Genomic DNA, 26,819 nt, shown 5'->3' on the forward strand with positions numbered 1-26,819 from the left:
CCGCATGTCCCAGCAAGACTCCGCCTGGCGTTTCGCCACCCGCGCCATCCACGGCGGCCACGATGCCGCCGGCCACCAGGGCGCACTGAATCCGCCCATCTACTGGTCGTCCACCTTCGCCTTCGCGTCCGCCGAGCAGGGTGCGGCGCGTTTCGCCGGCGAGGAGCCGGGCATGATCTACAGCCGCGTCACCAATCCGACCGTGGCCAATCTGGAAACGCGGCTGGCGGCGCTCGAAAACGGCGAGGCGGCGGTCGCGTTCGGCTCCGGCATGGGGGCCATCACGTCCCTGGTCTGGACCACGCTGCGGCCGGGCGACGAGATGCTGGTCGACCTCACCCTGTACGGCTGCACCCACTCCCTTGCCCACCACCTGCTGCCCGAGTTCGGCATCGTCGTGAAGGCGGCCGACTTCACCGATCCGGACAACTTGCGTGGCCACCTGGGCCCGCGTACCAAGCTGGTCTTCTTCGAGACGCCGGCCAACCCGAACATGCGCCTGACCGACATCGCCGCGGTCAGTGCCTTGGTGCACGAGGCCAGCCCGGCCCTGGTCGCGGTCGACAACACCTATTGCACACCCTACCTGCAGCGGCCGCTCGATCTCGGCGCCGACGTCGTCGTGCATTCCCTGACCAAGTACATCAACGGCCACGGCGACGTCATCGCCGGTGCGGCGGTCGGGCGCAAGGAGATCATCGATCCGATGCGCTGGGTGGGCATCAAGGAGATGACCGGCGCCTGCCTGTCGCCCATGGACGCCTATCTGGTCCTGCGTGGGTTGAAGACCCTGCCCATCCGCATGGACCGCCACTGCGCCAGCGCCGGGGCGATCGCCGAGTTCCTGGCCGGTCACCCGGCCGTGGCCCGGGTCGACTATCCGGGCCTGGCGTCGCACCCGCAGCACGAGCTGGCCCGGCGCCAGATGGCTCAGCCGGGCGCGATGATCGCTTTCGAGCTGAAGGGGGGCCTGGAGGCCGGGCGGCGTTTCATCAACGCGCTCGAGCTGATCACCCGCGCGGTCAGCCTGGGCGACGCCGAGAGCCTGGCCCAGCACCCGGCCAGCATGACGCACTCGTCCTACGACGCCGAGGAACGCGAACGCCACCTCATCAGCGACGGCCTGGTCCGCCTTTCGGTCGGTCTGGAGGATGTCCGGGATTTGCTGGCCGATCTGGAGACGGCGCTGGCCGCTGCGGCCTGAGGCGACTCAGCCCAGGGTGGTGTCGAGCACCATCATGATGGCGAAGCCGGCCATGAGCCCGAGCGTGGCCGGGGTCTGGTGGCCGTTGCGGTGGGTCTCCGGGATCACCTCGTGGGAGACCACGAAGAGCATCGCGCCGGCCGCCAGGCCGAGGCCGACCGGGTAGGCGATGGCCAGGCCGCTGGTCAGGCCGATACCGAGCAAGGCGCCGAGCGGTTCCATCACGCCGGTGGCGGCCGCGACCAGGACTGCGTTGCCGACCCCGAGCCCGGCGCCGCGCAGGGCCATGGCCACGGCCAGCCCTTCGGGTATGTCCTGGAGGGCGATGGCGGAGGTCAGGGGCAGGCCGACGTTGAGGTCGCCGCGGGCAAAGGAGACGCCGATCGCCATGCCTTCCGGAAGGTTGTGCAGGGCGATGGCGAGGACGAACAGCCAGACCCGGCCGATGCGTTCGCAACCCGGACCGCAGGGGCCGCTGTTCTCGTGTTCGTGCGGGGTGAATTCATCCAGGCCGAGCATCAGCATGACGCCGAGGGCCATGCCGGCCACCACGGTCGCGGCACCCAGGCCGGCGCTGCCGGTGATCGAGGCACCGGCCTCGAGGCCGGGGGTGAGGAGGGAGAACGAACTGGCGGCCAGCATCATGCCCGCCGCCAGGCCGAGCATGACGTCCTCGGTGCGTTGGGCGATGCCGCGCAGGAACAGGGCGGGCAGGGCACCGAGACTGGTCGCGGCGAGGCCGGCCAAGCCCCCCAGCGCCGCGTAACGGAGGACGTTGCCGTTGCCCGCCTCGGCCTGCTGCCACAGGCTGGCGCCGAGCAGCCAGACCAGCGCGGCACCGGCGAGCGCCAGACCGCCGGCCGCCCACGGGTGACGCTGGAGATGCGCGTTCCAATCCTGCCCGAAACCGCGCCCGAGCGCGGCGCTGCCGTCGGCCATCGTGTTCAGCGCTTGCGCTCGCCCACCTGGCCGGCGCAGGCGATGCCGGCCGCATAGACCACCGGGTTGGCGTCATAGGGCTCGGCGGCAGCCGGCTTGTAGGCCGGCTCGGCGTGGTGGTCCTTGCGCTCGTGCCGGGCACGGTGCCAGGCCTTCAACCGGTAATAGATCTGCAGGCTCATTTCAACCTCCTTATATGCGAACGATATCGTTGATTTGATTAGAGGATTTATTCCTCGATTAGGCAATATGAAAATCGCTATCATTTAGATAGCGTCATGCCGATGTTGCACGGATGCCAAGGCCCGACGGGCCGGGCGGTCAGCGTACCGAGCGGTAGACGGGCCGGCGTTCCCGCTTGCTCAGTACCAGTTGCCAGAGCTGGCCCTGGCGCGCCCGGAAGAAACCGGCACACGACAGCAGGTAGTACTTCCACATGCGCCGGAAGCGCTCGCCGTACTTCCCGGCCAGGTCCGGCCAGGCCCGTTCGAAATTTGCCCACCAGGCCATCAGGGTGCGGTCATAGTCGGTACCGAAGTTGTGCCAGTCCTCGACCACGAAGCGACCCTCGACGGCCTGCGCGAGTTCCCGGGCGGACGGCAATTTGCCGTTCGGGAAGATGTATTTGTCGATCCACGGGTCCGTCCGGCCGACGCTGACGTGGCTGCCGATGGTATGCAGCAGGAACAGGCCATCGTCATCGAGGACGCGCCGGGCGACGTCGAAGTAGGTGGCGTAGTTCTTCTGCCCGACGTGTTCGAACATGCCTACCGAGACGACCTTGTCGAAGCGGCCCTCGATATCGCGGTAATCCATCAGGTCGATGCGTACCGGCAGCCCGGCGCAGCGTTTCAGCGCCAGTTCCCGCTGGGCCTTCGATACGGTGACGCCGAGCACCTCGACACCGTAATGCTCGGCGGCGAAGCGGGCCAGGCTGCCCCAGCCGCAGCCGATTTCGAGCACCCGTTCGCCCGGCTTCAACTCGAGCTTGCGGCAGATCAGGTCCAGTTTGTCGTGCTGGGCCTGGGCCAGGGTGTCGGCGCGCTGCCAGTAGGCGCAGGAATACGCCATGCTGGAGTCGAGCATGGCCTCGAAGACGTCGTTGCCGATGTCGTAGTGCTGTTCCCCAACCTGGAAGGCACGCCGGGCGGATTGCAGGTTGAACAGGCCATGGCGCAGGTATTCGCCCAACAGCCGGACGCGCGCCCAGCCGCCCAGGCGGCAGTCGACGTCGGCGGCGAGCAGGCGGTGAAAGAGTTGATCCAGGCGGTCGCAGTCCCAAAGGCCGTCCATGTAGGCTTCGCCGAAACCGAGGGAGCCGTGGCTGAGGATGCGCCGGTAGACATCCATGTCGTGGACCCGGATGTCCCAGGGCCGGTCGCCATTGAAGCGGACGCCGGCCATGGCCGCCAATTCGCGCAGGATGGCCGGCGCTTCGGCGGGGGCCGGCGGATTCCAGGCGACGGATTGCTCGCTGATCTGATGCATGGGCGTCTCCTCCTTGGCTTGCGCGCACGGGCGGATGAACGCCTTGTCAGCGCGTCAGCTCGATTAGAAGCAACGGCCGACGGTCCGGCCAATTGATTCTGCCAAACGACCCGATAGCCGGAATCAATGACCCGGCTGGCCCCGCGCCACCGGATGGCGGCGCGGGGGAGGTGGGTTAGAGCAGATCGAAGCGGTCGGCGTTCATCACCTTGGTCCAGGCCGCGACGAAGTCACGCACGAACTTCTCCCTGTTGTCGTCCTGGGCGTAGACCTCGGCATAGGCACGCAGGATGGAGTTGGAACCGAACACCAGGTCCACCCGGGTCGCCGTCCACTTCACCCGGCCGGTCTTGCGCTCGCGCAACTCGTATACGCCGTTGCCGGCCGGTCGCCACTGGTTGGCCATGTCGGTCAGGTTGACGAAGAAGTCATTGCTGAGGACGCCGACCCGGTCGGTGAACACGCCGTGGCCGCTGCCGCCGTGGTTGCTGCCCAGGACCCGCATGCCGCCTACCAGGACCGTCATCTCGGGGGCGGTGAGGCCCATGAGCTGGGTGCGGTCGAGCATGAGCTCCTCGGCGCTGACCACGTAGTCCTTCTTCAGCCAGTTGCGGTAGCCGTCGGCGACCGGTTCCAGGACCGCGAAGGAGGCCGCGTCGGTCATCGCCTCGGTGGCGTCGCCCCGGCCCGGGGCGAAGGGCACGTCGACCTCGACCCCGGCCGCCTTGGCGGCCCGCTCGACCCCGAGGTTGCCGGCCAGGACGATGACGTCCGCCAGGCTGGCGCCGGACTCGGCGGCGATCGGCTCCAGCACCGCCAGCACCTTGGCCAGGCGGGCCGGCTCGTTGCCCTCCCAATCCTTCTGCGGGGCCAGGCGGATGCGGGCGCCATTGGCGCCGCCGCGCATGTCGGAGCCGCGGAAGGTGCGGGCGCTGTCCCAGGCGGTGGCCACCATCTCGCCGATGGAGAGGCCGCTGGCGGCGATGCGCGCCTTGACCGCGGCGACGTCGTAGTCGGTCCGGCCGGCGGGCACCGGGTCCTGCCAGATCAGGTCTTCCTTGGGCGCGTCAGGGCCGATGTAGCGCGCCTTCGGGCCCATGTCCCGGTGGGTCAGCTTGAACCAGGCGCGGGCGAAGGTCTCGGAGAAGTAGTCCGGGTCCTTGTAGAAGCGCTCGGAGATCGCCCGATAGACCGGGTCCATTTTCATGGCCATGTCGGCGTCGGTCATGATGGGGTTGTGGCGGACGGACGGGTTCTCGGCGTCGACCGGCTTGTCCTCTTCCTTGATGGCAACGGGTTCCCACTGCCAGGCGCCGGCCGGGCTCTTCTTCAGTTCCCAGTCGTAGTTGAGCAGGAGGTGGAAGTAGCCGTTGTCCCATTCGGTCGGGTTGGTGGTCCAGGCGCCTTCCAGGCCGCTGGTCACGGCGTCGGCACCGATGCCGCGGGTGGTGTGGTTCTGCCAGCCGAGGCCCTGTTCCTCGATGCCGGCGCCTTCCGGGCTGGGGCCCAGATTGGCGGCGCTGCCGTTGCCGTGGCACTTGCCCACGGTGTGGCCGCCGGCGGTCAGGGCGACGGTCTCCTCGTCGTTCATGGCCATGCGGGCGAAGGTCTCGCGCACCTGGGCGGCGGTCTTGATGGGGTCGGGCTTGCCGTTGACGCCCTCGGGGTTGACGTAGATCAGGCCCATCTGCACGGCGGCGAGCGGGTTCTCCATGGTCGAGGGGTCGTCGACGTTGCCGTAGCGGCTGTCGCTGGGGGCCAGCCATTCCTTCTCGGCGCCCCAGTAGGTATCCTTCTCGGGATGCCAGATGTCGGCGCGGCCGAAGGCGAAGCCGTAGGTCTTCAGGCCCATGGACTCATAGGCCATGGTGCCGGCCAGGGCGATCAGGTCGGCCCAGCTGATCTTGTTGCCGTACTTTTTCTTGATCGGCCAGAGCAGGCGGCGGGCCTTGTCCAGGTTGGCGTTGTCGGGCCAGGAGTTGATCGGCGCGAAGCGTTGGTTGCCGGTGCCGGCGCCGCCGCGGCCGTCGGCGATGCGGTAGGTGCCGGCCGCGTGCCAGGACATGCGGATCATCAGGCCGCCGTAGTGGCCCCAGTCGGCCGGCCACCAATCCTGGCTGTCGGTCATCAGGGCCTTGACGTCGTTCTTGAGGGCCTCGAAGTCGAGGCTCTTCACGGCTTCCCGATAGTCGAACTCGGCGCCCATCGGATCGGTCTTGCTGTCGTGCTGGTGCAGGATGTCCAGGTTGAGGGCCTTCGGCCACCAATCCATGTTGGACATGCCGGTGGCGGTGGCGCCGCCGTGCATTACCGGGCACTTGCCGGCGCTGTTTGCGTTGCTTGCAGTCATCTTGATCTCCAATCGGGGTTGGTCAACGGGTTTGGCGAGCGCTGCTGGGTACCGGCCGGCGAAAGCCGGCGCTGCGCCACGCTGCTTCGAGTCGCATTTCGCAATGCGGTGGCTGGGCCCTGGGCAGGGGCAGTAGTCAGGGGCGCCGCGAGGCGGTGATGTCACCGCCGCAGCTCACGCCTTCCACGCCCATGCCGAGCAGGGCGAGGGCGTGGCAGACGCTGTTCTGGATCGGGCTTGCCGCGGTCTTGGTCTGCTTCGCCTTCTCGGCGGCGGCGTCGCGGCGGAGGGCCTTGTAGGTGCTGTAGAGGCTCAAAGTCATGATCGTGCTCCTTTCGGCTTGGGTGGTCCCGGTGCGGCCGGGTTGTCGTTATTGAAGCGGATGACGATCAATTGAGCTAATTGATAGATATTAAATAGTGAATAGTAAAAAACTATATATCGTCAAACGTGTATCCTTGCCCTCATGAGCCATGCCGAACCCACGCCCCATCCGAGCCCGGCCGCCGACGAGACCGGTGTCATCCACGCGCCCTGGGAACGGACCTTCGACCGCTTCCTGACGCCCTTCGAAGAGTTCGTCCACCGGCAGACCACCAGCGGCCTGCTCCTGATGGGATCGGCCCTGTTCGCCCTGATCCTGGCCAACGGGCCTTGGGCCGAGGCCTATCACCACCTGGTGCACACCCCGGTCAGCCTGTCGGTGGGGGCTGGGCGATCGAGAAGACCTTGCACCACTGGGTCAACGACGGCCTCATGGCGCTGTTCTTCTTCCTGGTCGGCCTGGAGTTGAAGCGCGAGATACTGGTCGGCGAGCTGGCGGCGCCGCGCCAGGCCGCCTTGCCCATCGTCGCCGCCCTGGGCGGCATGGCGGTCCCGGCGCTGATCTACTATGCGGTCAATCCGGACGGCGCGGCGGCGCGCGGCTGGGGCATCCCGATGGCCACCGACATCGCCTTCGCGATCGGCGCCCTGGTCCTCCTCGCCGGCCGCGTGCCCAAGGCGCTGATCACCTTCCTGGTCGCCCTGGCCATCGTCGACGACCTCGGCGCGGTGGTGGTGATCGCCCTGTTCTACACCGAGCAGCTGGTGGTCGAAGCCCTGCTGGCCGGGGCCGTCCTGCTCGCCCTCCTGGTGGTGCTCAACCTGGCCGGCATCCGCCAGCCGTTGCCGTATTTCCTGCTCGGCGGCCTGCTCTGGGTCGCCCTCCTGAAGTCGGGCGTACATGCGACCCTGGCGGGAGTGCTGACCGCATTCACCATCCCGGCCCGGCCGAAATACGATCCGGCCCGCTTCAGCGTCCAGGTGCGCGAGTTGATGAAGCGCTTCGACGCCAGCCACCGGCCCGGCGAGAGCATCATGACCAACGACGGCCTGCGCGCCACGGTGGCGACCCTGGAAAACGGCGTGCTCAAGGTGCAGACGCCCCTGCAACGTCTCGAGCACGCCATGCACATGCCGGTCGCCTACCTGATCATCCCGGTGTTCGCCTTCATCAACGCCGGCATACCGGTCGATTTCGGCGGCCTCGCCACCACTCTGGGGCATCCGGTTACCCTGGGGGTGGGCCTCGGCCTGTTCCTGGGCAAGTTCGTCGGCATCGCCGGGGCCAGTTGGCTGGCCTTGCGGCTCGGCCTCGGCCAGTTGCCCGCCGGCACCCGGTTCAGCCAGATCGCCGGGGTCGCCATGCTGGGCGGGATCGGCTTCACCATGGCGATGTTCATCGCCGACCTGGCCTTCGCCGCCGAAGCCGAGAACCTGCTCATGGCCAAGACCGGCATCATTCTCGCCTCCCTGGTTGCCGGCCTGGCCGGCTACACGTGGCTGCGTCTGGTGGCGCGCCCCGGCTGACCGGTTCGGGCGCGCGCCGGCCCGCCCGCGGGCTACCCGAGCGGTCGATCTGGCCGGACAAACCCTGTTGGCCGGTGGGGATTTCCTGGCGATAATCCAGATGTCCCGGGCGGCATCGCCGGCCCGGGTTGGCAATCTCCCCGGGTATCAGTTGGAATCGCACATGGATCGGCTGCGTCAGTTGTCTCCCGGCCGTCCAGCGGCCATGTTCCTCAAGGCCCTGTTGTTGGCCGCGTTCGCCCTGCCGGCCTTGGCGGCCGACGTGGTCAACATCGGCGTCCTGGCCATGCGCGGTCCCGACAAGGCCTTGTCGATGTGGTCGGCGACGGCGGCCTATCTCGGCCAGGCCCTGCCCGACCAACGCTTCCGCATTGTCCCGCTCGGCTTCGACGACGTGCGCCTGGCCGTGCGCCAGGGCCGGGTCGACTTCGTGCTCAGCAACTCGTCCTACTACGTCGAGCTGGAGTCGCACTACGGCGTCAGCGCCGTCGCCACCCTGAAGAACCGCTTCGACGGCGGGCCGGGGTTCAGCCAGTTCGGCGGCGTCATCTTCACGCGTGCCGATCGCGGCGACATCCGGGCCGTGGGCGACCTGCGGAGTCGCGTCGTTGCCGCGGTGGATGCCAGTTCCTTCGGTGGCTGGCTGGCCGGCTGGCGCGAGATGAAGCGCCTGGGCGTGGACCCCGAGCGCGACCTGCGCCGGCTTTACTTCGCCCATACCCACGATGCCGTCGTCTACGCCGTGCGCGACGGCCACGCCGACGCCGGCATCGTGCGCACCGACACCCTGGAACGCATGGCGGCCGAGGGCCGCATCAAGCTGAGCGATTATTTCGTGCTCAACCGCCAGCCGGCCGCCGAGTTCCCGCTCCTGCTCAGTACCGCGCTCTACCCGGAATGGCCGCTGGCCAAGCTGCGCCAGGTGCCTGACGACCTCGCCGTGCGGGTGGCCATCGCCCTCATGCAGATGCCGGCCGACGCCCCGGCCGCGCGGGCCGCCCAGATCACCGGCTGGACCCTGCCGCTCAACTACCAGCCGGTACACGACGCCCTCAAGGAACTGCGCATCGGCCCCTATGAACACCTGCGCCGGTTGACGGCAGCCGAAGTCCTGGCCCAGTACGGCCAATGGCTGGCACTGGCGGCCATGCTGAGCCTGGCCATCCTGGCGACGGTGGTCTACGTCGGCCGCATCAACCGGCGCCTGCGCCAGAACCAGCAGCAGTTGGAGGAACTCAACGCCGGCCTGGAAACCCGGGTCGGCGAACGGACCGCCGAGGTGGCCAGCCTGCTCGAACGCGAGCACTTCCTGCGCGGGGTGGTCGAGATGGTGGCGGACGTCAACCAGATACTGATCACGGCCGGCTCCATGGAGGAGATGCTCAAGGCCTGCTGCGATCGCCTGGTCGCCCACGGCGACTACCGCTTCGCCTGGGTCGGCCTGGCGGTGGACGGTCGCCAGGAGGTGGCGGCGCGTTCCTACGGGGCGGCGGAGTTCATCCGTTCCGTCGCCCTGGCCGGCGACCACGGCCCGGCCGTCGACGCCGTGGCCGGCAACCGTACCGTGGTCGAGGCCGACCTGGCCGAACGCGCGCCGGACCTGGCCAAGGCCGGCGGCCGTGGCCTCATCGCCCTGCCCTTGCGCGAGGATGCCTTCTCGGCGCCGCTCGGCGTGCTCGGCGTGCTGACCGCGCGGCAACGGGGCTTCGACGCCGAGGAGGTGGCCATGCTCGAACAGCTGGCCGGCGACATCGGCTTCGCGATCCATGCCTTCGGCCAGCGCAAGGAGACCCGCAGGCTGCAGCAGGAACGCATCCACAATTACGAGGAGACCATCCTGTCCCTGGTCGACATGATCGAGAAACGGGATACCTACACGGCCGGCCACACCCGCCGGGTCGCCTACTATTGCGAGATGATCGCCACGCGCATGGGGCGCAGCCCGGAGGAGATCGAGAAGCTCAAGCGCGCCGCCATCCTGCACGACATCGGCAAGATCGCCATCCCCGATGCGGTGCTGCTCAAGCCGGGCAAGCTGACGGCCCTGGAATACGACCTCATCAAGCAGCACGCCGAAGAAGGCTACCGCACCCTGACCGGCATCGAGATGTACCGGGAACTGGCCGAGATCATGCGCTACCACCACGAGCGCCTCGACGGTTCCGGTTATCCGCACGGCCTCACCGACGGCCAGATACCGCTGCTGGCGCGCATCATGGCGGTCGCGGACGCCTTCGACGCCATGACTACCAACCGCATCTACAAGCCGCGCAAGGAGGTTCCGGTGGCGCTCGACGAACTGCGCCAGATGGCCGGCGAGCAGTTCGACGCCGAGGTGGTCGAGGCGGCCTGCGCGGTGCTCGGCGAGGTGCAGCCGCCGTCGGTCTCCGACCAGTTGCCCAAGACCGCCCTGGAGCGCCAGCGCTTCGCCTATTTCTTCGATGACCAGCTGACCGGCGTGCACAACGCCAGCTATCTCCAGCTCATGCTGCGCAACGGCCTGCCGACCCGTTACGGCCACGCCTATGCGGTCCTCCTGCGCGATTTCGCCGACCTCAACGACAGTGCCGGCTGGGCGGCCGGCAACAGTGCCCTGGCGGGCTTCGCGGCGACCCTCACGGAGGCCTATCCGGAGGCCGTCGTGTTCCGCGTCATGGGCGACGACTTCGTGCTCCTGGCCGGCCGGCCGCTGGACCTCGACGGTACCCGCCTGAAGGCAGCCTCGCCGCTCGCGGGGACGCCGGTCGAGGTCGAGGTGCGGCAACTGGACCCGCACGGGAGCGACCGGGAGTACCTGCAGGAACTGCTCTGATCCGGCGCGCCGGCCGGATGATGGACAAATACCCCCACTTGGCTGAATATCCGTCCGCTTAGGCCATTGACGGGATTCGCCATGACGCTTACCGAACTGAAATACGTCCTAGCCGTCGCCCGCGAACGCCATTTCGGCCGTGCCGCCGATTCCTGTTTCGTGGCCCAGCCGACCCTCTCGGTGGCGATCAAGAAGCTCGAGGAGGAACTGGGCGTCATGCTGTTCGAGCGCGGCGGCGGCGGCGACATCAGCGTCACCCCGGCGGGGGAACGGGTAGTCGAGCAGGCGGCGCGCATATTCGAGCTGGTCGACGGCATCAAGGACCTCGCCGCGGCCGCCAAGGACGACCTGGTCGGCCCCCTCAAGCTGGGCGTCATCTACACCATCGCGCCCTACCTGCTGCCCTGGCTGATCCCGGAGATGAACCGCAGCGCGCCGCGCATGCCGCTGCTCCTGGAAGAGAACTACACCAAGGTGCTGACCGAGCGGCTGCGCAAGGGCGAGATCGACGCCATGCTGATCGCCACCCCGGTGGAGGATCCCGGCCTGCTGTCGCTGCCGCTCTACGACGAGCCGTTCCAGGTCGCCCTGCCGGCCGAGCACCCGCTGCGCAAGAAGAAGGCCGTGACCAGCGCCGACCTGGAGGCCGAGAACATGCTCCTGCTGGGCACCGGCCATTGCTTCCGCGACCAGGTCCTGCAGGCCTGTCCGTGCCTGAACCGGGCCGCCAGCGGCGGCTTGGCCAAGACCCTGGAGAGCTCGTCCCTGGAGACCATCCGGCACATGGTGGCGAGCGGGGTCGGGGTCACCGTGCTGCCCTGTACGGCGACGCGCATGAACTACGTCGACGACGACCTGCTCACGCTGCGGCCGTTCAAGGACACGCCGCCCTCGCGCCTGGTCTCCATCGCCTGGCGCAAGAGCTACCCGCGCCCGCGCGCCATCGAGGCGATCCGCCAGGCGGTCCTGGCGACCGATCTCAGCTGCGTGCGCAAGATCGTGCCGGGCGGGCGGGATAACCAATAGCTATCGATATATTTTAATTAATCAATTTGAGTGATGATTTGCCGGCCCGTAGGATGACTCCCATGCCGTGACCGTACGGCGCCACCCTCCCGAGGAGACCGAAATGCCGCAGACGCCATCCCCCGATTCGATCACCACCGCCTGGGCCGCGGGCTACATGGGCTTCGCCCCGACGACCGCCTGCCCGGCGGCCGTGGATGCCGCAGCGCGTGCTTGGGCGCAACTCAAACAGGTCGCCGCCTGAGCCGGCGGCCGACGACACCGGAGAACGACATGAAAGTCTGGCAGTGCATCGTATGCGGGTATCTGTACGACGAGGCCCAGGGCGATCCGGAGCATGGCATCGCGCCCGGCACCCCTTGGGCGGACGTCCCCGAGGACTACGAGTGCCCGGAATGCGGCGCGCGCAAGTCCGAGTTTATGATGGTCGAGATCTGACCTGGCCAGACGCCCCGGCCGGCGTGCGAGAATCGCGGCCATCGCATCCGGATGCCACGCCATGTCCGCCGAACTGAACAACCTGATCGGTTATCCCGCCGCCTTCCTGACCACCGTGGCCTTCGTGCCCCAGGCCTGGAAGTCGTGGCGCACGCGCGACCTGTCCGGTATCTCGCTGCCCATGTACGCCCTGTTCACGCTGGGCGTGGCGCTCTGGCTGGCCTACGGCGTCCTGCTCGGCAGCGTCCCCATCATGCTCGGCAACGGCATCACCCTGGCCCTGGCTTCCGTGGTGCTGGTGCTGAAGATACGCCACGTCGCTGCACCATGATGGTGCGCTCGGCACCAAGGCATACTCCCATCGGATAGTTTCCGGCACCATTTTGGCCGGAAGGTGTCGAATCCAGACGGTTCCTGCGCCATGGCATGGGCATTGCTGGACATGGCATGAGCCACTTAATCGGGTCGCAACCGGGAGAGCATCATGAGTCTGTTCAACCAGTACATCGAACGCTATCGCCGGGTGGAAGAGGAATATTCCCTGGAGGAATACCTCGACATCTGCAAGAAGGACCGCATCGCCTACGCCAGCGCCGCCGAGCGCATGCTGGCGGCCATCGGCGCCCCCGAGCTGGTCGACACCAGCCAGGATCCGCGCCTGTCGCGCATCTTCTCCAACAAGGTCATCAAGGTCTATCCGGCCTTCCGGGATTTCTTCGGCATGGAGGAGACGATCGAGCAGATCGTCTCCTACTTCCGCCACGCCGCCCAGGGCCTGGAGGAGAAGAAGCAGATCCTCTACCTGCTCGGCCCGGTAGGCGGCGGGAAGTCGTCCCTGGCCGAGAAGCTCAAGCACCTGATGGAGAAGACGCCGTTCTACGCCATCAAGGGCTCGCCGGTGAACGACTCGCCGCTGTCGCTGTTCTCGCCCGACGAGGACGGCAAGATACTGGAAGAGGAATACGGCATCCCGCGCCGCTACCTGGGCCGGGTCCTGTCGCCCTGGGCGGTCAAGCGCCTGCACGAGTACAACGGCGACATCACCAAGTTCCGCGTGGTCAAGCGCTGGCCCTCGGTGCTCGGCCAGATGGGCATCTCGAAGACCGAGCCGGGCGACGAGAACAACCAGGACATCTCCTCGCTGGTCGGCAAGGTCGACATCCGCAAGCTGGAGAAGTATTCCCAGGACGACCCGGACGCCTACAGCTACTCCGGCGGCCTGAGCCTGGCCAACCAGGGCCTGATGGAGTTCGTCGAGATGTTCAAGGCGCCCATCAAGGTGCTGCATCCGCTCCTTACCGCCACCCAGGAGGGCAACTACAAGGGCACCGAGGGTTTCGGCGCCATCCCCTTCGACGGCGTCGTCCTGGCCCACAGCAACGAGTCGGAGTGGACCGCCTTCCGCAACAACAAGAACAACGAGGCCTTCCTGGACCGCATCTACATCGTCAAGGTGCCCTACTGCCTGCGCGTGTCCGAGGAGGTGAAGATCTACGAGAAGCTGCTCCACGGCAGCTCCCTGTCCGAGTCGCCCTGCGCCCCGGGCACCCTGGAGATGCTGGCCCAGTTCTCGGTGCTGACCCGGATGAAGGAGCCGGAGAATTCCAGCATCTTCTCCAAGATGCGCATCTACGACGGCGAGAACCTCAAGGACACCGACCCCAAGGCCAAGAGCTACCAGGAGTACCGCGACTTCGCCGGGGTGGACGAGGGCATGACCGGCATCTCGACCCGGTTCGCCTTCAAGATCCTGTCCCGGGTGTTCAACTTCGACCATAGCGAGATCGCCGCCAACCCGGTGCACCTGCTCTACGTGCTCGAGCAGCAGATCGAGCAGGAGCAGTTGCCGCCCGAGGTGGAGCAGCGCTACGTCGCCTATCTGAAGGAGTATCTGTCGCCGCGCTACGCCGAGTTCATCGAGAAGGAGCTGCAGACCGCCTACCTGGAGTCCTACTCGGAATACGGCCAGAACATCTTCGACCGCTACGTCACCTACGCCGACATGTGGATCCAGGACCAGGAATTCCGCGATCCCGACACCGGCGAGATCCTCGACCGTGCCCAGCTCAACGGCGAACTGGAAAAGATCGAGAAGCCGGCCGGCATCGCCAACCCCAAGGACTTCCGCCACGAGGTGGTCAACTTCGTGCTCCGGGCGCGCGCCCAGAACCAGGGCCGCAACCCGGCCTGGACCAGCTACGAGAAGCTGCGCTCGGTGATCGAGAAGCGCATGTTCTCCAGCACCGAGGACCTGCTGCCGGTGATCTCCTTCAACGCCAAGGCCTCCAGCGAGGAGCAGAAGAAGCACCACGACTTCGTCCAGCGCATGGTCGCCAAGGGTTACACCGACAAGCAGGTGCGCCTGCTGGCCGAGTGGTACTTGCGGGCGAGGAAGGCGTCCTGATCGGGGGGCGGCCATGAGCCAGTTCGTCGATCGCCGCCTGTCCGGCAAGAACCGCAGCGCCGTCAACCGGCAACGCTTCCTGCGCCGGTTCAAGGGCCAGATCCGCAAGGCGGTGACCGAGGCGGTGTCCGGGCGCAAGGTGTCGGACCTGGAACGGGGGGAGAAGATCTCCATCCCGGCCAAGGACCTGTCCGAACCCTTCTTCCATCACGGCCCGGGCGGCCGGCGCAACATCATCCATCCCGGCAACAAGGAGTTCATCGCCGGCGACCAGGTGGACCGGCCCAAGGGCGGGGGCGGGCAGGGCGGCGGCAACGCCTCCCAGGACGGCGAGTCGGAGGACGAATTCGTCTTCGAACTCTCGAAGGAAGAGTTCATGGACTTCTTCTTCGAGGACCTGGCCCTGCCGGACCTGGTGAAGAAGCAGCTCGCCGCCGTGCCCGAGGTGAAGAAGTCGCGCGCCGGCTTCGTCAGCCAGGGCAACCCCTCCAACCTGCACGTGGTGCGCTCCATGAAGCAGGCCATCGGCCGCCGCCTGGCCATGGCGGCAGGGCCGCGCGAGGCCCTGCGCGAGGCGGAGGAACGCCTGCAGGAACTGGTCGCCAAGGGCCTGGCCGACAGCCCCGAGGCGGACGAGCTGCGCGAGGAAATCGCCGGCCTCAAGGCCCGGGTCGCCGCCGTGCCCTTCATCGATACCTGGGACCTGCGCTATGCCAACCGGGTCGACCAGCCGGTGCCCAGCAGCCAGGCGGTGATGTTCTGCCTGATGGACGTGTCCGGCTCCATGGACGAGGACCGCAAGAACATCGCCAAGCGCTTCTTCATGCTGCTCTACCTGTTCCTGACCAAGAGCTACGAGCGCATCGAGGTGGTGTTCATCCGCCACCACACCGTGGCCAAGGAGGTCGACGAGGAGGACTTCTTCCATTCCCGGGAAAGCGGCGGCACCGTGGTGTCCTCGGCCCTGGAACTGGCGCGCGAGACCATCCTCGAGCGCTATCCCAGCGCGGCCTGGAACATCTACGTCGCCCAGGCCTCGGATGGCGACAACTGGGAGGAGGATTCGCCCCGTTGCCGCGAGATCCTGGTCCAGGGCATCCTGCCCCTGGTGCAGTACTTCGCCTACGTCGAGATCGAGGCCGAGGAGCCGCAGAGCCTGTGGCGCGAATACGAGCAGGTGCAGGCCGCAAGCCGGCAGTTCGCCATGCGCCGCATCCTGACACTGGAAGACATCTACCCGGTATTCCGGGACCTGTTCAAGAAGAAGGTGGCCTGAGATGGAAGAGCCCGTCCCACCCCCGTCGCCCCGCCGCGCAAGCCCCTGTCGGAAGGTTCCGAGTGGACCTTCGAACTGCTCGACCTCTACGACCGCGAGATCGGCCGCGTGGCCGCGCACTACGGCCTGGACACCTATCCGCGCCAGATCGAGGTGATCACCTCGGAACAGATGATCGACGCCTATTCCTCGGTGGGCATGCCGGTGGGCTACCACCACTGGTCCTACGGCAAGCAGTTCCTGGCCACCCAGAAAAGCTACAAGCGCGGCCAGATGGGCCTGGCCTACGAGATCGTCATCAACTCCAGTCCCTGCCTCGCCTACCTCATGGAAGAGAACACCATGACCATGCAGGCCCTGGTGATCGCCCACGCCGCCTACGGCCACAACTCCTTCTTCAAGGGCAACTACCTGTTCCGCACCTGGACCGACGCCGAGGGCATCCTCGACTACCTGGTGTTCGCGCGCAACTTCATCAGCGACTGCGAGCAGCGCTACGGCGAGGAGGCGGTCGAGGAGCTGCTCGACTCCTGCCATGCCCTGATGAACTACGGCGTCGACCGCTACAAGCGGCCGGCCAAGCTGTCCATGGCCAAGGAGCAGCTGCGCCAGGCCGAGCGGGAGGCCTACCTGCAGTCCCGGGTCAACGACCTCTGGCGCACCCTGCCGACCCGGCCGGAAGAGGAGCAGGCCAAGCAGGCGAGCCGCTTCCCGCCCGAGCCGCAGGAGAACCTGCTCTACTTCATCGAGAAGCACGCCCCGCGCCTGGAACCCTGGCAGCGGGAAATCGTCCGCATCGTCCGGAAGATCGCCCAATACTTCTATCCCCAGCGCCAGACCCAGGTGATGAACGAGGGCTGGGCCACCTTCTGGCACTACACCCTGCTCAACCATCTCTATGAAGAGGGCAAGCTCACCGACGGCTTCATGATGGAGTTCCTGCAGTCGCACACCAACGTCGTCTACCAGCCGCCCTTCCACAGCCGCCACTACAGCGGCATCAACCCCTACGCCCTCGGCTTCGCCATGTTCCGCGATCTGCGCCGCATCTGCGAGCAGCCGGACGAGGAGGACCGGCGCTGGTTCCCGGATTTGGCCGGGACCGACTGGGTGAAGACCCTCGACTTCGCCATGCGCAACTTCAAGGACGAGAGCTTCATCGCCCAGTACCTGTCGCCCAAGCTCATCCGCGAGTTCAAGCTGTTCGCGGTGGTCGACGACGACAAGCGGGAGAAGCTGGAGATCGCCGCCATCCACGACGACGCCGGCTACCGCCAGGTGCGCCAATTGCTGTCGGAACAGTACAACCTGGGCAACCGGGAACCCAACATCCAGGTCTACGACGTCAACGTGTACGGCGACCGTTCCCTGACCCTGCGCCACTACATGCACGACCGCCGGCCCCTGGGCGACAGCACCAAGGAGATGCTGCGCCACGTCGCCCGCCTGTGGGGCTATATCGTGCGCATCGAGAGCGTCGACGACCAGGGTGCCCGGCTCATTGACGAGTGCACGCCGGGCCGGGTCGGACAACGCAGCTGAGGGCCTAGTCGTCCCCGCCGGGGTTGAGTTCGATGTAGAAGGTCGACAGGTCGTCGTTGCAGGCGCTGCCGGGCTCGCTGTGGCTGGCCTGGAGCCTGGCCTCGATGCGTGCCGCCTGGATCTGCTCGGCGTCGGCCTGGGCCGGATACAACCGATACAGCTTCGCGACCTCGGCCGCCCGCCGGCGCGCCTGCCGTTCGAGGTCCGCGCGGACCTCGTGCGCCAGGCCATCCAGCAGCAACAGCCAGGGCGCCTGCCAGGCGATGAAGTCGTCGATCAGGCGGCCATGTCCGAGGTCGTGGCCGGTACGCCGGAGCAGCAGGGCGGGAAAGGCGGCCGCCGGCAGTCGGGCGGCCGCACCGGCCACCTCGTCCAGGGCCTGCCCGCTGCCGTCCGGTTCGCGGTGGTACCAGGCGGCGCAACCCGCCATGCCGTTGACGTAATCCATCAGGTAGCGGCCGCCGTTGTCGATGGCCTCGGGCACGGCCGGGCTGGCGAACTGGGCCTGGGCGGCGAGGCCGATGCGCCATTCGAACTCGCCGGTGTTCGACCGGGCAGCCGGGCGGCCGACGCTGCTGTCGAGGAGCACCAGCGGTTCGCCGGTGCGGGTGAGCAGCCAGCGTTCGTAGCGGTCGCGGAACGGGAACGGCACCTGTTCGTGCAGCCGGCGCAGATGTTCGTAGAGCACCATGCCCATGCGTTCCATGCGGTAGAAGTCTTCCGACGGATGCAGGGGCCCGCGCGCCAGGCCGGTCCCGGCCGACCAGCGGCCGAAGCGCGCCTCGCTGACCTGGACCGGTCCGCTGGCGCCTTCGGTTCCGGCCAGCAGCGTGTCGTTGCTGACGTAGATGTCCCAGTGCACGCCGTCCATGCTGACCGCCTCCGCGGCCTGGTGGCGGACGACCTGCATGACGCCGCGGAACGGGTTGAGTACGCGCTGGGCGTAGCTGTCGACCACTATTCGATGCGCCCGGCCAGGTCCAGCGTGCCGGCGCGCAGGCGGGCGAAGGCGGCGTCGACCGTCGCCACGGGGCCCTTCACGCCGAGTTCGATCTTGTAGTCGTCCGGCTGGACCGGGTTCAGTATGGGCAGGCTGAACACCTTGATGCCCGGGTGATCGCGCTCGATCTCGAGCATCAGCGGGGTCAGGGTCGCCTCGGCCAGGCCGCGCACGATGAAGGCGCGCTCGACCTCGTCATGGCCGTGGAACCGGTCGCGGTAGCGGGTGTCCAGCACCCATTCGATCATCGGCCAGGCCATCTCCGGAAAGCCGGGGACGAAATGGTGCCGGCCGACGCTGAAGCCGGGAATCCGGTTGACCGGGTTGGGGATGATCGACGCGCCGGCCGGGAACTCGCCCATCTCCAGGCGACCGGGCGTCACCGGCAGGCCGACCTCCCGGCTGCGCGCGCTGATCAGGGCCTCGGCCTCGGGGTGCAGGACCAGCGGCGCGCCCAGGGCCGCGGCGGCCGCCTGGCGGGTGTGGTCGTCCGGGGTGGCGCCGATGCCGCCGCAACTGAACACGATGTCGTCGCCGGCGAAGCTGGTCCGCAGGAAGGTGGTCAGGCGGGCGCGGTCGTCGCCCAGCACGCTGACCTGCGCCAGGTGTAGGCCACGCTCGGCGAGGATTTCGCGGACCCGCGCGAAATGCTTGTCCTGGCGTTTGCCGGACAGGATTTCGTCACCGATGATGAGCAGGCTGATGGACGTGGACATGGCATACCGCGGCGCTGGCAACCCTGCCATTGTGCCAAAAATCCCTGACACCTTCGTGACCCGGGCAGGTGCCCGGGCCCGGGGCGTTGCCGTTCACTGGCCGTTGCGTCGCTCGCTTGGCCGCGACAGGACGCGCAGGGCGACCTCGAAAGGCACGTTGTGCCTGCGCATGAATCGGCTGCCCTTGTCGTTGCCGAACTGTTCGGCGATCAGGATGCCCTGGTCGACGAGCGTCGCCATGGCGTGGTTCGAGCGGGGAATGAGCGTCATGATGCCGGTCGAAAACTTATAACGTTTGATATAAATCCTAGCCTATTTGAGTGGTTTTACCTGTTGTTTTTTTGCCGCTTTGCCGACCTTCGGCGGCTCTCCCCGGAATCCCGCGGTGCGCCGGCAAAACCCAGTCCCGGTGCCGCTTCCGGGCACTGCTAACGGTCTTCCCGATGGCGCTATCGGGAGCGCCGATTAAGGTCGGTTTAAGGTGGCCGCGCAAAGCTTCCTGCGAACGAGAAACGACCGCCTGCCCCGGGACGGCCGACCACCTGGAAGCCCTGCAAAAACCTCATGGAGATCGATATGAAACCCTCACGCCTGTTTGCGCTCAGTCTGCTCGCCTTCGTCCAGTCCGCCGTCGCCGCGGATTGGCAACCGCTGCCCGGCAAGGCACCGGCGCCCAAGGACAACCCGACCACGGCGGCCAAGGTGGCGCTCGGCCAGAAGCTGTTCCTGGACCCGCGCCTGTCCGCCACCGGCACGGTGTCCTGCAACTCCTGCCACAACGTCATGGCCGGCGGCGACGACAACCGCCCGGTGGCCATGGGCATCCACGGCAAGACCGGCGGCCGCAGCGCCCCGACCGTCTGGAACTCGGCCTTCAACGCCACCCAGTTCTGGGACGGCCGCGCCGCCACCCTGGAAGACCAGGCCAAGGGCCCGGTGGTGGCCGACGTGGAGATGGGCATGGGCTCGCTCGACGACGTGGTCGCCCGCCTGCGCCAGATTCCCGGCTACGAAGCCGAGTTCAAGAAGGTGTTCGGCGGCAGCCAGCCGATCACCGCCGACAACATGGCCAAGGCGATCGCCGCCTATGAGCGCACCCTGATCACCCCGGACAGCCCCTACGACCGTTACGTCAAGGGCGACAAGAAGGCGCTCAGCACCCAGCAGCAGCGCGGCATGCAGAAGTTCGCCGACGCCGGCTGCGTCGCCTGCCACTCGGGTCCGACCTTCAACGGCCAGTCCGGTGCCAGTGCCGGTGCCTTCATGAAGTTCCCGGCTGTGCCGGGCAGCGACTACGAGGCCAAGTACGGCTTCAGCAGCGATCTCGGCCACTACAACGTCACCAAGCGCGACGAGGACAAGAACACCTGGAAGGTGCCGACCCTGCGCAACGTCGCCCTGACCGCACCGTACTTCCACAACGGTGCCGTGGTGAACCTCGACGAGGCGGTCAAGGTGATGGCCAAGACCCAGCTCGGCATGACCCTGGACGACGCCGACACCAAGGACATCGTGGCCTTCCTCGAGTCCCTGACCGGCAAGTTCCCGAGCCAGCAGATGCCGCGCCTGCCGGCCACCGAGGGCAAGACCTTCACGTACTGATTTGCTGTAGATTCCTGACGGGGTTGGGGCCGTGGCATACGCCGCGGCCTTTTTTTGTCATGCCTCCGCGCGACCCCGTCCCGCCGTGTCGGCCTCGCACCGACAGCTGGCGGGCGGAGGACCGCTCAGGCCACCTGCAGCCTGCGCCGGCGGACGACGCCGGCCATCAGGCCGAGTCCGGCCAACAGCATCGCGTAGGTCTCGGGTTCCGGCACGCTGGCGACGAACAGGCCGGACGACGACTGCAGGCTGGCGCCCGCGGGCAGGGCGAAGCTCAGCAGGCTTGCGGTGTCGAGATAATCCGCATAGCCGCCGTCCTGGGCGAAGACGGACAGCGTGGTGGTGAGTTGGAACGGCTCGTCGTAGGTGAAGGTGAATTCACCGGTGATGTTGGCGACCGAGCTGCTGGTCTGCCGCCCGCCGAGGGTGTCGTAGACGCTGACGACGCTCTGGTACTCGTAGGAGGTGCCGCAGTCCCAGCAATAGTCGTCCGGCGTGTAGGCGACGTCGAAGCTCACGCCCGCGTAGCCGGTCCCGCCGCCCGACAGCGTGCCCTCCAGCACCGTCGTCACGCTGGCCGATGCCTCGCCGCTGCCGCCCGTGATGATGAACCAATCGCTGTACTCGGCGGTGGCCGCCGCGCTGGCGGTGGCGCTGAGGTAGCCATCGTCCACCGGCGCGGGGTCGTAGACGGTGCTGACGCCGGCGTGGGTGGCGCCGTATTCGGCGTAGGCCTGGGCACTGTAGCCAAGGCCATGGCTGGCGTTTTCGATATTGACATAGCTGCCGGTATCGTTGCCCGCGTTGTCGGAAACGCTGCTGCTGCTGTAGTTGCCGCCGACGGCGGAGTAATAGCTCGCCATACCGTCGACGCTTGCCGACAAGCCCGGATCGGGGAGGAGCTGTACCTGCCCGTAGATGTCCACATTGTCCGTGTCGGCAAAGGCTTGGCCGGCGCCGGACACGGCGATAGCCAGCACGAGTGCTGTGAATTTCATTGAGGTTCCCTTCCTGTGGTGTGTAGTCGTCTCGGCCAACCGGTCGCCAGGGGCAGCCGGTTCGAGCCGGAGGGACGCTAACACGGCCGCAGCGAGCGATAAATCCGCAGGATTACTCAACCGGGGCACCGGTCCCGGCGAAGGCGGCTACCGCCACGGGGCGCGTTTCAGCCCGCCTTGTGCAGGTGTTCCACCGCCCACACCGCGGCCTCGACGCGCGAACGCAGGTCGAGCTTGCGCAGCAGGTGCTTGACGTGGACCTTGACCGTGCCTTCGGTGATGCCCAGTTCGCGCGCGATGACCTTGTTGCTGAGCCCGGCGGCGATCAGCTCGACGATGCGCCGCTCCTGTTCGGTCAGGCCCGCCTCGTGGGCGCTGCGCGGCTGGCGCTGCTCGCGCAGGGCGGTGGCGAGCAGGTGGGTGAGGGCGTCCGAGACGACGATCTTGCCGGCCGCCGCCGCCGCCAGGCTGTCGATCATCTGCTCCGGTTCCATGTCCTTCAGCAGGTAGCCGTCGGCGCCCAGGCGCAGGGCGGCGACCAGGTCGTCGGTCTGGTCCGACACGGTGACCATGACGATGCGGGTGTCGAGATCGGCCGAGCGCAGTTTCTTCAGCACCTCCAGTCCGCTCATGTCCTTCATGTTGAGGTCGAGCAGGAGCAGGTCGGGCTGCAGCGAGCGCACCAGGGCGATGCCGTCGGCGCCGTTCGAGGCCTCGCCGACCACCTCGAAGTCGGAGATGGTTTCGAGCAGCTGGATCAGGCCCCGGCGGAACAGGGGGTGGTCGTCGATCAGGACGACGGTCTGGCGGGGCGGGGTCATGGCGTGGCCTCTTCGAAGGCGGACTGGGTGCTGCCGTCGCCGGCGTCGAAGCTCAGCTCGACGCGGGTGCCGCAGGGCTGCCGCGGCAGTACGCGCAGCTCGCCGTTCAGGCTGTGGGCGCGCTCGCGCATGATGGTCAGGCCATAGTGGTCGCCGGCCACGGCGGCATCCGGGATGCCCTGGCCGTCGTCCTCGATGGCGACCACGACGGCCGTGCCGTGGGTGGCGAGCGTCACCCAGGCGCGTTTCGCCTCGGCATGGCGGAGGACGTTGTTGAGTGCCTCGCGGACGATCTGCAGGACGTGGATCTCCTGGTTGGGCGCCAGGGACTGGGCGCCCATGCGGGCATCCAGGGCGATCTCGAGGCCGCCGCGTTCGGCGTATTCGGCGGTGGTGCGGCCGAGCAGGGACATGAAGTCGCCCTCCATGCGCAGGCGGAAGGTGGCGAGCAGCTCGCGCAGCTGGCGGTAGGCGGCGTTGATGCCCTCGCGCAGGTCCTTGAGGATGGCCTCGGCACTGGCGGTGCCGGCCTCCTGGCGCAGGGCCTGCTGGAGCAGGACGACCTGGATCTTCATGTAGGACAGGGCCTGGGCCAGGGAGTCGTGCAGTTCGCGGGCGATTACCGAGCGTTCGTCCATCAGGGCCAGGCGGCGCTCGCGCTCGGTCTGGCGGGCGATGCCGATGGCGATGCCGATGTGCTGGGAGAGCGCCTCGATCAGCTGTTCCTGCCAGGCTTCCAGATGGCGTCCGGGCGGCAGGGCGACCTGGAGGATGCCGTAGCGCTGCTCGGCGTCCTTGAGCGGGACGGCGTGCACCTGGCCGCCCCCGCTCATGGCATGGTCCCAGGTGGCCTCGTGGTGGGCGCAGCCGGCACAGTCCTGGCCGGCGCACATGCCCCGGCTGGCGTCGCCGGTCGCCGTGCTGGCCAGGATGCGCGGCTGGCCGCCCGGTTCCGGGAGCAGGCAGGCCATGCTGTGGCTGAGGTCGAGCACCTGCTCCAGGTCGGTCAGCAGGGCGCGATAGGTCTCGGGGGCGACGGGGGCGTTGTACAGGCGGGCGATGGAGTGGTAGAGCAACTCCAGGGAACGGTTGCTCCGGGTCAACTGCTCGGTCTTCTCGTTGACCCTTTGTTCCAGGTTGGCGTACAGCTTGGAGAGTTCGTCGGTCATGAAATTGAAGGCGACGCCGACCCGGCCGAGTTCGTCGCGGCCGATATGGCTGGCGCGCGCCGTGAAGTCGCCCCGGGCGATCGCGTTGGCCGCCTCGACCAGGCGGTTCAGGGGCAGGATGACCCGTTTGCTGAAGCCATACAGCACGGCCAGCATGACCACGAAGGTGAGCGTCAGGGAAACGGCCAGCAGGCTGTGCAGCTGGCCGATCTTGGCCTCGGTGTCGTTCTCCAGTTGCGCCACCATGCGGTTGATGTCGGCGACGAAGACGTCGATGCGGGCGAGCAGTTCATGATGGCGCTGCGGCGAGTCCGGCGCGTTGCGGTCCGCCTCGGCATTGAGCATGGGCTTGAGGTCGGTCTCCCACTCCGTCTGCACCCGCCGGTACAGGCGGGCGTACTCGCTGTCGGGCGCGCGTTCCTGGATGGTGCGCAGGGAACGGTGGCGCAGGCTGGTCTCGAAGCGTGCCATGGCCTCGTCCAGGGCCTGGCGGTCCGGGTCGGCGTCCATCATGGCGGCCAGGACCAGGCCGCCCATGCGGTGGCTCTGCATGCGCAGGCTGCCCGACACGTTGATGGCGCTGGCGCTGCCCTGCACGTTCTCGACGATGACCACCGAGGTCGCCATGCCGATCACCCCGATCAACGACAAGGTGGCGAGGCCAAGGCCGAGGCCGAGGGTGATGGCGCGCCTGGACAGGCGCTCGGGCAGGTCAGTCAGCGACATGGCTGTGGTCGGGAGTACACGCCGGGCTCGGATTATTGGGGGTACCCCCTCAGTTTAGGAGGTAGTCGGCGACCTTGGAGGGGGCCTGTAATGGCCTGATTCTAAACGTGTCAGCCGTTTCCCGACTACCACTTAGGTGGTATGTCGAGCGAATTGCTCGGGAACGCGGCGCCGTTTACGCGCCCGACCGGATTCCTAGAATTGGCCCAGGTGAACGACATATGGACGCACAGCCATGATCCTGGAAACCAGACATTCGATCGCGGAAATCCTTTCCCGCCAACCGCTCTTCCGCAACCTCGGTCGCGCAGAACTCGGGCGCCTGGCCGAATCGACCCTGGAATACCGGGTCGGCAAGCATGAAGTGCTGTTCCAGAAAGGCGACCGGCCGGCCGGCCTGTACCTGATCGTCACCGGCCAGATCAAGCTCATCCTGCCCTCGCCGCAGGGTACCGAGAAGGTCGTCCGCCTGGCCAGCCCGGGCGAGGCGTTCGCCGAGGAGGCGGTCATCCCGGACGGTCCGCACGCGATGACCGCCGAGGCCCTGCGCGACAGCATCCTCCTGATCGTGCCGCGCCCGGCCCTGATGGCGGCCCTGGCCGAGAGCACCTGCCTGTGCTGCGACCTCATGGCCGGCATGGCCCGGCGCATGCAGGACCTGATCGACAACATGGAATCGTGCAGCCAGCGCAGCAGCGACCAGCGCGTCGCCCACTACCTGACCCAACTGGCCCCGGTCAACGCCGACAGCTTCGAGGTCGAGCTTGGGGTCAACAAGCAGCATATCGCCTCCCACCTCGACCTGGCGCCGGAGACCTTCTCGCGGGTCCTCAGCCGGCTCGCCCGCCAGGGCTACATCCAGATGCACGGCCGCACCATCCGGGTCGCCGACGCCGAGCAGTTGCGCCTGCAGGCCTGCTGAGCGCCGCCTCAGTCGGCCACCGCGGCGGCCGCGCCGGCCGGGTGCGCCGGCGGTTTGGCCAGCCAGACCAGCAGCATCAGGCTGGCGAAGAAGCAGCCGGACAGCCAGAAGATGTCGTTGGTCGCCATCAGCACCGCCTGCTGGCCGATCAGCCGGTCCAGCATGGCCGGCGTGCTGGCCGGGTCGGTCAGGCCGGCGAGCGCCTCGGTGGCGCCGGGGTCGAACGCCGACAGGTGCGTGGTCAGGATGCTGTGGTGGTAGTCGGTGCGCCGGTCCCACAGGGTGATGCTGAGCGAGGTGCCGAAGCTGCCGGCCAGGATGCGGAAGAAGTTGGACAGGCCGGTGGCGCTCGGCAGCAGCTCGTGCGGGATGCCGGACAGGGTGAGCGAGGTGAGCGGCACGAAGAAGGTGGCGACTCCGAAGCCCATGAGCAGGCGGGGCAGGACGATCTGGCCGAAGGTGACGTCGGTGTTGAAGTGGCTGTTCCAGAACGACACCGCGGCGAACACCGCGAAGCTGAAGGTGGCCCAGGCGCGCAGGTCGACCCGGTGCATGTTCTTGCCCACCACGGCGGACAGGAAGACCGGCACGAGCCCGATCGGCGCCGCCGCCAGGCCGGCCCAGGTGGCGGTGTAGCCCATGTTGGTCTGCAGCCAGAGCGGCAGGACGACGACGTTGCCGAAGAACACCAGGTAGCCGATGCTCAGGATCACGGTGCCGACCAGGAAGTTGCGTTCGGCGAACAGGTGGAAGTCGACCACCGGGTGGTGGTCGGTCAGCTCCCAGACTACCAACAGGCTCAAGGCGAGCACGGCGACCGCGGCCAGGGCGACGATGGTGCCCGATTCGAACCAGTCCAGGTCGTTGCCCTTGTCGAGCAGGATCTGCAGCGCCCCCACCCCACGACCAGCAACAGCAGGCCGACCTTGTCGACCGGCACCGAGCGCGTCGCGCTGCCGCGCCGGCCCAGGATGTTCCAGGCCAGGAAGGCCGAGAACAGGCCGACCGGGATGTTGATGTAGAAGATCCAGGGCCAGTTGATGTTGTCGGTGATCCAGCCGCCCAGGATGGGGCCCATGATCGGCGCCACGATCACCGTCATCGACCACAGCGCCAGGGCCAGGCCCTTCTTCTCGGGCGGGTAGTTGGCCAGCAGCAGGCTCTGCGAGAGCGGGATCATGGGGCCGGCCACGGCACCCTGGAGGACGCGCGCGGCGATCAGCAGGGGCAGGCTGGGCGCCAGCCCGCACAGCCAGGAGGCCAGGGTGAACAGCAGGGTCGAGGTGGCGAACAGGCGCACGTCGCCGAAGCGGCGCGTGAGCCAGCCGGTCAGGGGCAGGGCGATGGCGTTCGACACCGCGAACGAGGTGATCACCCAGGTGCCCTGGTTCGGGCTCACCGCCAGGTCGCCGGAAATCGCCGGCAGGGAGACGTTGGCGATGGACGAGTCGAGCACCTGCATGAAGGTGCCCAGGCTCAGCCCGACGGTGAGCAGGAGCAGCGTCGAGCCGTGCAGCGGCGCCTGGCTCATGGCC

24 protein-coding genes and 1 pseudogene are annotated in these 26,819 nt (G+C 67.5%); 13 read left to right on the plus strand and 12 right to left on the minus strand.

All coding sequences use genetic code 11. The features are described from left to right. Window positions 1-4 precede the first annotated feature (4 nt). Window positions 5-1,204 (plus strand): methionine gamma-lyase, encoded by a 1,200-nt coding sequence (megL, locus tag EZJ19_RS05425; RefSeq protein WP_131445273.1) that lies wholly within the window; start codon window positions 5-7, stop codon window positions 1,202-1,204. A gap of 6 nt (window positions 1,205-1,210) precedes the next feature. On the opposite strand, the gene EZJ19_RS05430 is transcribed toward megL, so the two are convergent. From EZJ19_RS05430 to EZJ19_RS05445, 5 genes are all read right to left on the minus strand, one after another. After that, the gene (locus EZJ19_RS05430) at window positions 1,211-2,143 is read right to left on the minus strand and encodes a ZIP family metal transporter (protein ID WP_131445274.1); all 933 of its coding nucleotides are present in this window, start codon (window positions 2,141-2,143) and stop codon (window positions 1,211-1,213) included. Window positions 2,144-2,148: 5 nt separating this feature from the next. Beyond that, window positions 2,149-2,325 carry a hypothetical protein gene (locus tag EZJ19_RS15775; RefSeq protein ID WP_165873472.1) on the minus strand — a complete coding sequence of 59 codons (177 nt, stop codon included), beginning with the start codon at window positions 2,323-2,325 and terminating at the stop codon, window positions 2,149-2,151. A gap of 139 nt (window positions 2,326-2,464) precedes the next feature. Beyond that, window positions 2,465-3,631, minus strand: a complete 1,167-nt coding sequence (gene cfa, locus EZJ19_RS05435) for a cyclopropane fatty acyl phospholipid synthase (protein ID WP_131445275.1) — start codon at window positions 3,629-3,631, stop codon at window positions 2,465-2,467. A gap of 175 nt (window positions 3,632-3,806) precedes the next feature. Next, entirely contained in the window at window positions 3,807-5,981 is a 2,175-nt protein-coding gene (katG, locus tag EZJ19_RS05440; protein WP_131445276.1) for a catalase/peroxidase HPI, read from the minus strand. A 136-nt stretch (window positions 5,982-6,117) separates the two neighbouring features. Beyond that, on the minus strand, window positions 6,118-6,303 hold the full coding sequence (locus EZJ19_RS05445; RefSeq protein WP_131445277.1) for a hypothetical protein: 186 nt from the start codon (window positions 6,301-6,303) through the stop codon (window positions 6,118-6,120). Between the two features lie 144 nt (window positions 6,304-6,447). Here EZJ19_RS05445 and EZJ19_RS16845 point away from each other — a divergent pair, with 144 nt between their 5' ends. From EZJ19_RS16845 to EZJ19_RS05485, 10 genes are all read left to right on the plus strand, one after another. Beyond that, window positions 6,448-6,774, plus strand: a complete 327-nt coding sequence (locus tag EZJ19_RS16845) for a Na+/H+ antiporter NhaA (RefSeq protein WP_476704068.1) — start codon at window positions 6,448-6,450, stop codon at window positions 6,772-6,774. Next, window positions 6,711-7,832, plus strand: coding sequence for a Na+/H+ antiporter NhaA (gene nhaA, locus EZJ19_RS05450; RefSeq protein ID WP_476704069.1), 1,122 nt, complete (start codon window positions 6,711-6,713; stop codon window positions 7,830-7,832). Before EZJ19_RS16845 ends, nhaA begins: the two co-directional genes overlap by 64 nt. Window positions 7,833-7,995: 163 nt before the next feature. Then, window positions 7,996-10,644: an HD domain-containing phosphohydrolase gene (locus tag EZJ19_RS05455; RefSeq protein WP_165873473.1), complete on the plus strand. Its 2,649-nt coding sequence runs from the start codon at window positions 7,996-7,998 to the stop codon at window positions 10,642-10,644. An 81-nt stretch (window positions 10,645-10,725) separates the two neighbouring features. Beyond that, the gene (locus EZJ19_RS05460) at window positions 10,726-11,670 is read left to right on the plus strand and encodes a hydrogen peroxide-inducible genes activator (protein ID WP_131445279.1); all 945 of its coding nucleotides are present in this window, start codon (window positions 10,726-10,728) and stop codon (window positions 11,668-11,670) included. 103 nt (window positions 11,671-11,773) lie between these two features. Beyond that, the gene (locus EZJ19_RS15780; RefSeq protein ID WP_165873474.1) at window positions 11,774-11,914 is read left to right on the plus strand and encodes a hypothetical protein; all 141 of its coding nucleotides are present in this window, start codon (window positions 11,774-11,776) and stop codon (window positions 11,912-11,914) included. Between the two features lie 29 nt (window positions 11,915-11,943). Then, a complete protein-coding gene (locus EZJ19_RS05465) occupies window positions 11,944-12,108 on the plus strand; it encodes a rubredoxin (RefSeq protein WP_131445280.1) in 165 nt (54 codons plus the stop codon). Window positions 12,109-12,169: 61 nt separating this feature from the next. Continuing rightward, entirely contained in the window at window positions 12,170-12,439 is a 270-nt protein-coding gene (locus EZJ19_RS05470; RefSeq protein WP_131445281.1) for a SemiSWEET transporter, read from the plus strand. 153 nt (window positions 12,440-12,592) lie between these two features. After that, complete coding sequence (locus EZJ19_RS05475; protein ID WP_131445282.1) at window positions 12,593-14,512, plus strand: PrkA family serine protein kinase; 1,920 nt, start codon at window positions 12,593-12,595, stop codon at window positions 14,510-14,512. A gap of 13 nt (window positions 14,513-14,525) precedes the next feature. Next, window positions 14,526-15,788: a YeaH/YhbH family protein gene (locus tag EZJ19_RS05480; RefSeq protein ID WP_131445283.1), complete on the plus strand. Its 1,263-nt coding sequence runs from the start codon at window positions 14,526-14,528 to the stop codon at window positions 15,786-15,788. Window positions 15,789-15,833: 45 nt separating this feature from the next. Further along, on the plus strand, window positions 15,834-17,330 hold the full coding sequence (locus tag EZJ19_RS05485) for a SpoVR family protein (protein ID WP_131445284.1): 1,497 nt from the start codon (window positions 15,834-15,836) through the stop codon (window positions 17,328-17,330). Between the two features lie 4 nt (window positions 17,331-17,334). Here EZJ19_RS05485 and EZJ19_RS05490 read toward each other — a convergent pair whose 3' ends face one another. The 3 genes from EZJ19_RS05490 to EZJ19_RS15785 all read right to left on the minus strand — a co-directional run bounded on the left by EZJ19_RS05490 (window position 17,335) and on the right by EZJ19_RS15785 (window position 19,316). After that, window positions 17,335-18,288, minus strand: coding sequence for a hypothetical protein (locus EZJ19_RS05490; protein ID WP_131445285.1), 954 nt, complete (start codon window positions 18,286-18,288; stop codon window positions 17,335-17,337). Continuing rightward, complete coding sequence (locus EZJ19_RS05495) at window positions 18,288-19,046, minus strand: competence/damage-inducible protein A (protein WP_131445286.1); 759 nt, start codon at window positions 19,044-19,046, stop codon at window positions 18,288-18,290. The genes EZJ19_RS05490 and EZJ19_RS05495 overlap by 1 nt, the downstream gene beginning before the upstream one ends. A 93-nt stretch (window positions 19,047-19,139) precedes the next feature. Next, window positions 19,140-19,316 (minus strand): hypothetical protein, encoded by a 177-nt coding sequence (locus EZJ19_RS15785; RefSeq protein WP_165873475.1) that lies wholly within the window; start codon window positions 19,314-19,316, stop codon window positions 19,140-19,142. 306 nt (window positions 19,317-19,622) lie between these two features. Here EZJ19_RS15785 and EZJ19_RS05500 point away from each other — a divergent pair, with 306 nt between their 5' ends. Further along, window positions 19,623-20,648, plus strand: a complete 1,026-nt coding sequence (locus EZJ19_RS05500) for a cytochrome-c peroxidase (RefSeq protein WP_131445287.1) — start codon at window positions 19,623-19,625, stop codon at window positions 20,646-20,648. 125 nt (window positions 20,649-20,773) lie between these two features. On the opposite strand, the gene EZJ19_RS05505 is transcribed toward EZJ19_RS05500, so the two are convergent. The 3 genes from EZJ19_RS05505 to EZJ19_RS05515 all read right to left on the minus strand — a co-directional run bounded on the left by EZJ19_RS05505 (window position 20,774) and on the right by EZJ19_RS05515 (window position 24,362). After that, complete coding sequence (locus tag EZJ19_RS05505) at window positions 20,774-21,646, minus strand: PEP-CTERM sorting domain-containing protein (RefSeq protein ID WP_240754662.1); 873 nt, start codon at window positions 21,644-21,646, stop codon at window positions 20,774-20,776. Window positions 21,647-21,813: 167 nt separating this feature from the next. Beyond that, window positions 21,814-22,467, minus strand: a complete 654-nt coding sequence (narL, locus tag EZJ19_RS05510; RefSeq protein ID WP_131445288.1) for a two-component system response regulator NarL — start codon at window positions 22,465-22,467, stop codon at window positions 21,814-21,816. After that, window positions 22,464-24,362, minus strand: coding sequence for a type IV pili methyl-accepting chemotaxis transducer N-terminal domain-containing protein (locus EZJ19_RS05515; protein ID WP_131445289.1), 1,899 nt, complete (start codon window positions 24,360-24,362; stop codon window positions 22,464-22,466). The genes narL and EZJ19_RS05515 overlap by 4 nt, the downstream gene beginning before the upstream one ends. 235 nt (window positions 24,363-24,597) lie before the next feature. Here EZJ19_RS05515 and EZJ19_RS05520 point away from each other — a divergent pair, with 235 nt between their 5' ends. Beyond that, on the plus strand, window positions 24,598-25,284 hold the full coding sequence (locus EZJ19_RS05520; RefSeq protein WP_131445291.1) for a Crp/Fnr family transcriptional regulator: 687 nt from the start codon (window positions 24,598-24,600) through the stop codon (window positions 25,282-25,284). Between the two features lie 8 nt (window positions 25,285-25,292). Here the strand turns inward: EZJ19_RS05520 and EZJ19_RS16770 are convergent. After that, window positions 25,293-26,815 (minus strand): annotated as a pseudogene (locus tag EZJ19_RS16770) (DHA2 family efflux MFS transporter permease subunit). Window positions 26,816-26,819 lie beyond the last annotated feature (4 nt).

The sequence above is a fragment of the Parasulfuritortus cantonensis genome (assembly GCF_004337445.1).
Classification (GTDB): Bacteria; Pseudomonadota; Gammaproteobacteria; order Burkholderiales; family Thiobacillaceae; genus Parasulfuritortus; species Parasulfuritortus cantonensis.

What these genes read in the sequence shown, in the direction of transcription:
- megL (WP_131445273.1), top strand. Translation starts at nt 5, where the DNA reads ATGTCCCAGCAAGACTCCGCCTGGCGTTTCGCCACCCGCGCCATCCAC.
- EZJ19_RS05430 (WP_131445274.1), bottom strand. Translation starts at nt 2,143, where the DNA reads ATGGCCGACGGCAGCGCCGCGCTCGGGCGCGGTTTCGGGCAGGATTGG.
- EZJ19_RS15775 (WP_165873472.1), bottom strand. Translation starts at nt 2,325, where the DNA reads ATGAGCCTGCAGATCTATTACCGGTTGAAGGCCTGGCACCGTGCCCGG.
- cfa (WP_131445275.1), bottom strand. Translation starts at nt 3,631, where the DNA reads ATGCATCAGATCAGCGAGCAATCCGTCGCCTGGAATCCGCCGGCCCCC.
- katG (WP_131445276.1), bottom strand. Translation starts at nt 5,981, where the DNA reads ATGACTGCAAGCAACGCAAACAGCGCCGGCAAGTGCCCGGTAATGCAC.
- EZJ19_RS05445 (WP_131445277.1), bottom strand. Translation starts at nt 6,303, where the DNA reads ATGACTTTGAGCCTCTACAGCACCTACAAGGCCCTCCGCCGCGACGCC.
- EZJ19_RS16845 (WP_476704068.1), top strand. Translation starts at nt 6,448, where the DNA reads ATGAGCCATGCCGAACCCACGCCCCATCCGAGCCCGGCCGCCGACGAG.
- EZJ19_RS05455 (WP_165873473.1), top strand. Translation starts at nt 7,996, where the DNA reads ATGGATCGGCTGCGTCAGTTGTCTCCCGGCCGTCCAGCGGCCATGTTC.
- EZJ19_RS05460 (WP_131445279.1), top strand. Translation starts at nt 10,726, where the DNA reads ATGACGCTTACCGAACTGAAATACGTCCTAGCCGTCGCCCGCGAACGC.
- EZJ19_RS15780 (WP_165873474.1), top strand. Translation starts at nt 11,774, where the DNA reads ATGCCGCAGACGCCATCCCCCGATTCGATCACCACCGCCTGGGCCGCG.
- EZJ19_RS05465 (WP_131445280.1), top strand. Translation starts at nt 11,944, where the DNA reads ATGAAAGTCTGGCAGTGCATCGTATGCGGGTATCTGTACGACGAGGCC.
- EZJ19_RS05470 (WP_131445281.1), top strand. Translation starts at nt 12,170, where the DNA reads ATGTCCGCCGAACTGAACAACCTGATCGGTTATCCCGCCGCCTTCCTG.
- EZJ19_RS05475 (WP_131445282.1), top strand. Translation starts at nt 12,593, where the DNA reads ATGAGTCTGTTCAACCAGTACATCGAACGCTATCGCCGGGTGGAAGAG.
- EZJ19_RS05480 (WP_131445283.1), top strand. Translation starts at nt 14,526, where the DNA reads ATGAGCCAGTTCGTCGATCGCCGCCTGTCCGGCAAGAACCGCAGCGCC.
- EZJ19_RS05495 (WP_131445286.1), bottom strand. Translation starts at nt 19,046, where the DNA reads ATGTCCACGTCCATCAGCCTGCTCATCATCGGTGACGAAATCCTGTCC.
- EZJ19_RS15785 (WP_165873475.1), bottom strand. Translation starts at nt 19,316, where the DNA reads ATGACGCTCATTCCCCGCTCGAACCACGCCATGGCGACGCTCGTCGAC.
- EZJ19_RS05500 (WP_131445287.1), top strand. Translation starts at nt 19,623, where the DNA reads ATGAAACCCTCACGCCTGTTTGCGCTCAGTCTGCTCGCCTTCGTCCAG.
- EZJ19_RS05505 (WP_240754662.1), bottom strand. Translation starts at nt 21,646, where the DNA reads ATGAAATTCACAGCACTCGTGCTGGCTATCGCCGTGTCCGGCGCCGGC.
- narL (WP_131445288.1), bottom strand. Translation starts at nt 22,467, where the DNA reads ATGACCCCGCCCCGCCAGACCGTCGTCCTGATCGACGACCACCCCCTG.
- EZJ19_RS05515 (WP_131445289.1), bottom strand. Translation starts at nt 24,362, where the DNA reads ATGTCGCTGACTGACCTGCCCGAGCGCCTGTCCAGGCGCGCCATCACC.
- EZJ19_RS05520 (WP_131445291.1), top strand. Translation starts at nt 24,598, where the DNA reads ATGATCCTGGAAACCAGACATTCGATCGCGGAAATCCTTTCCCGCCAA.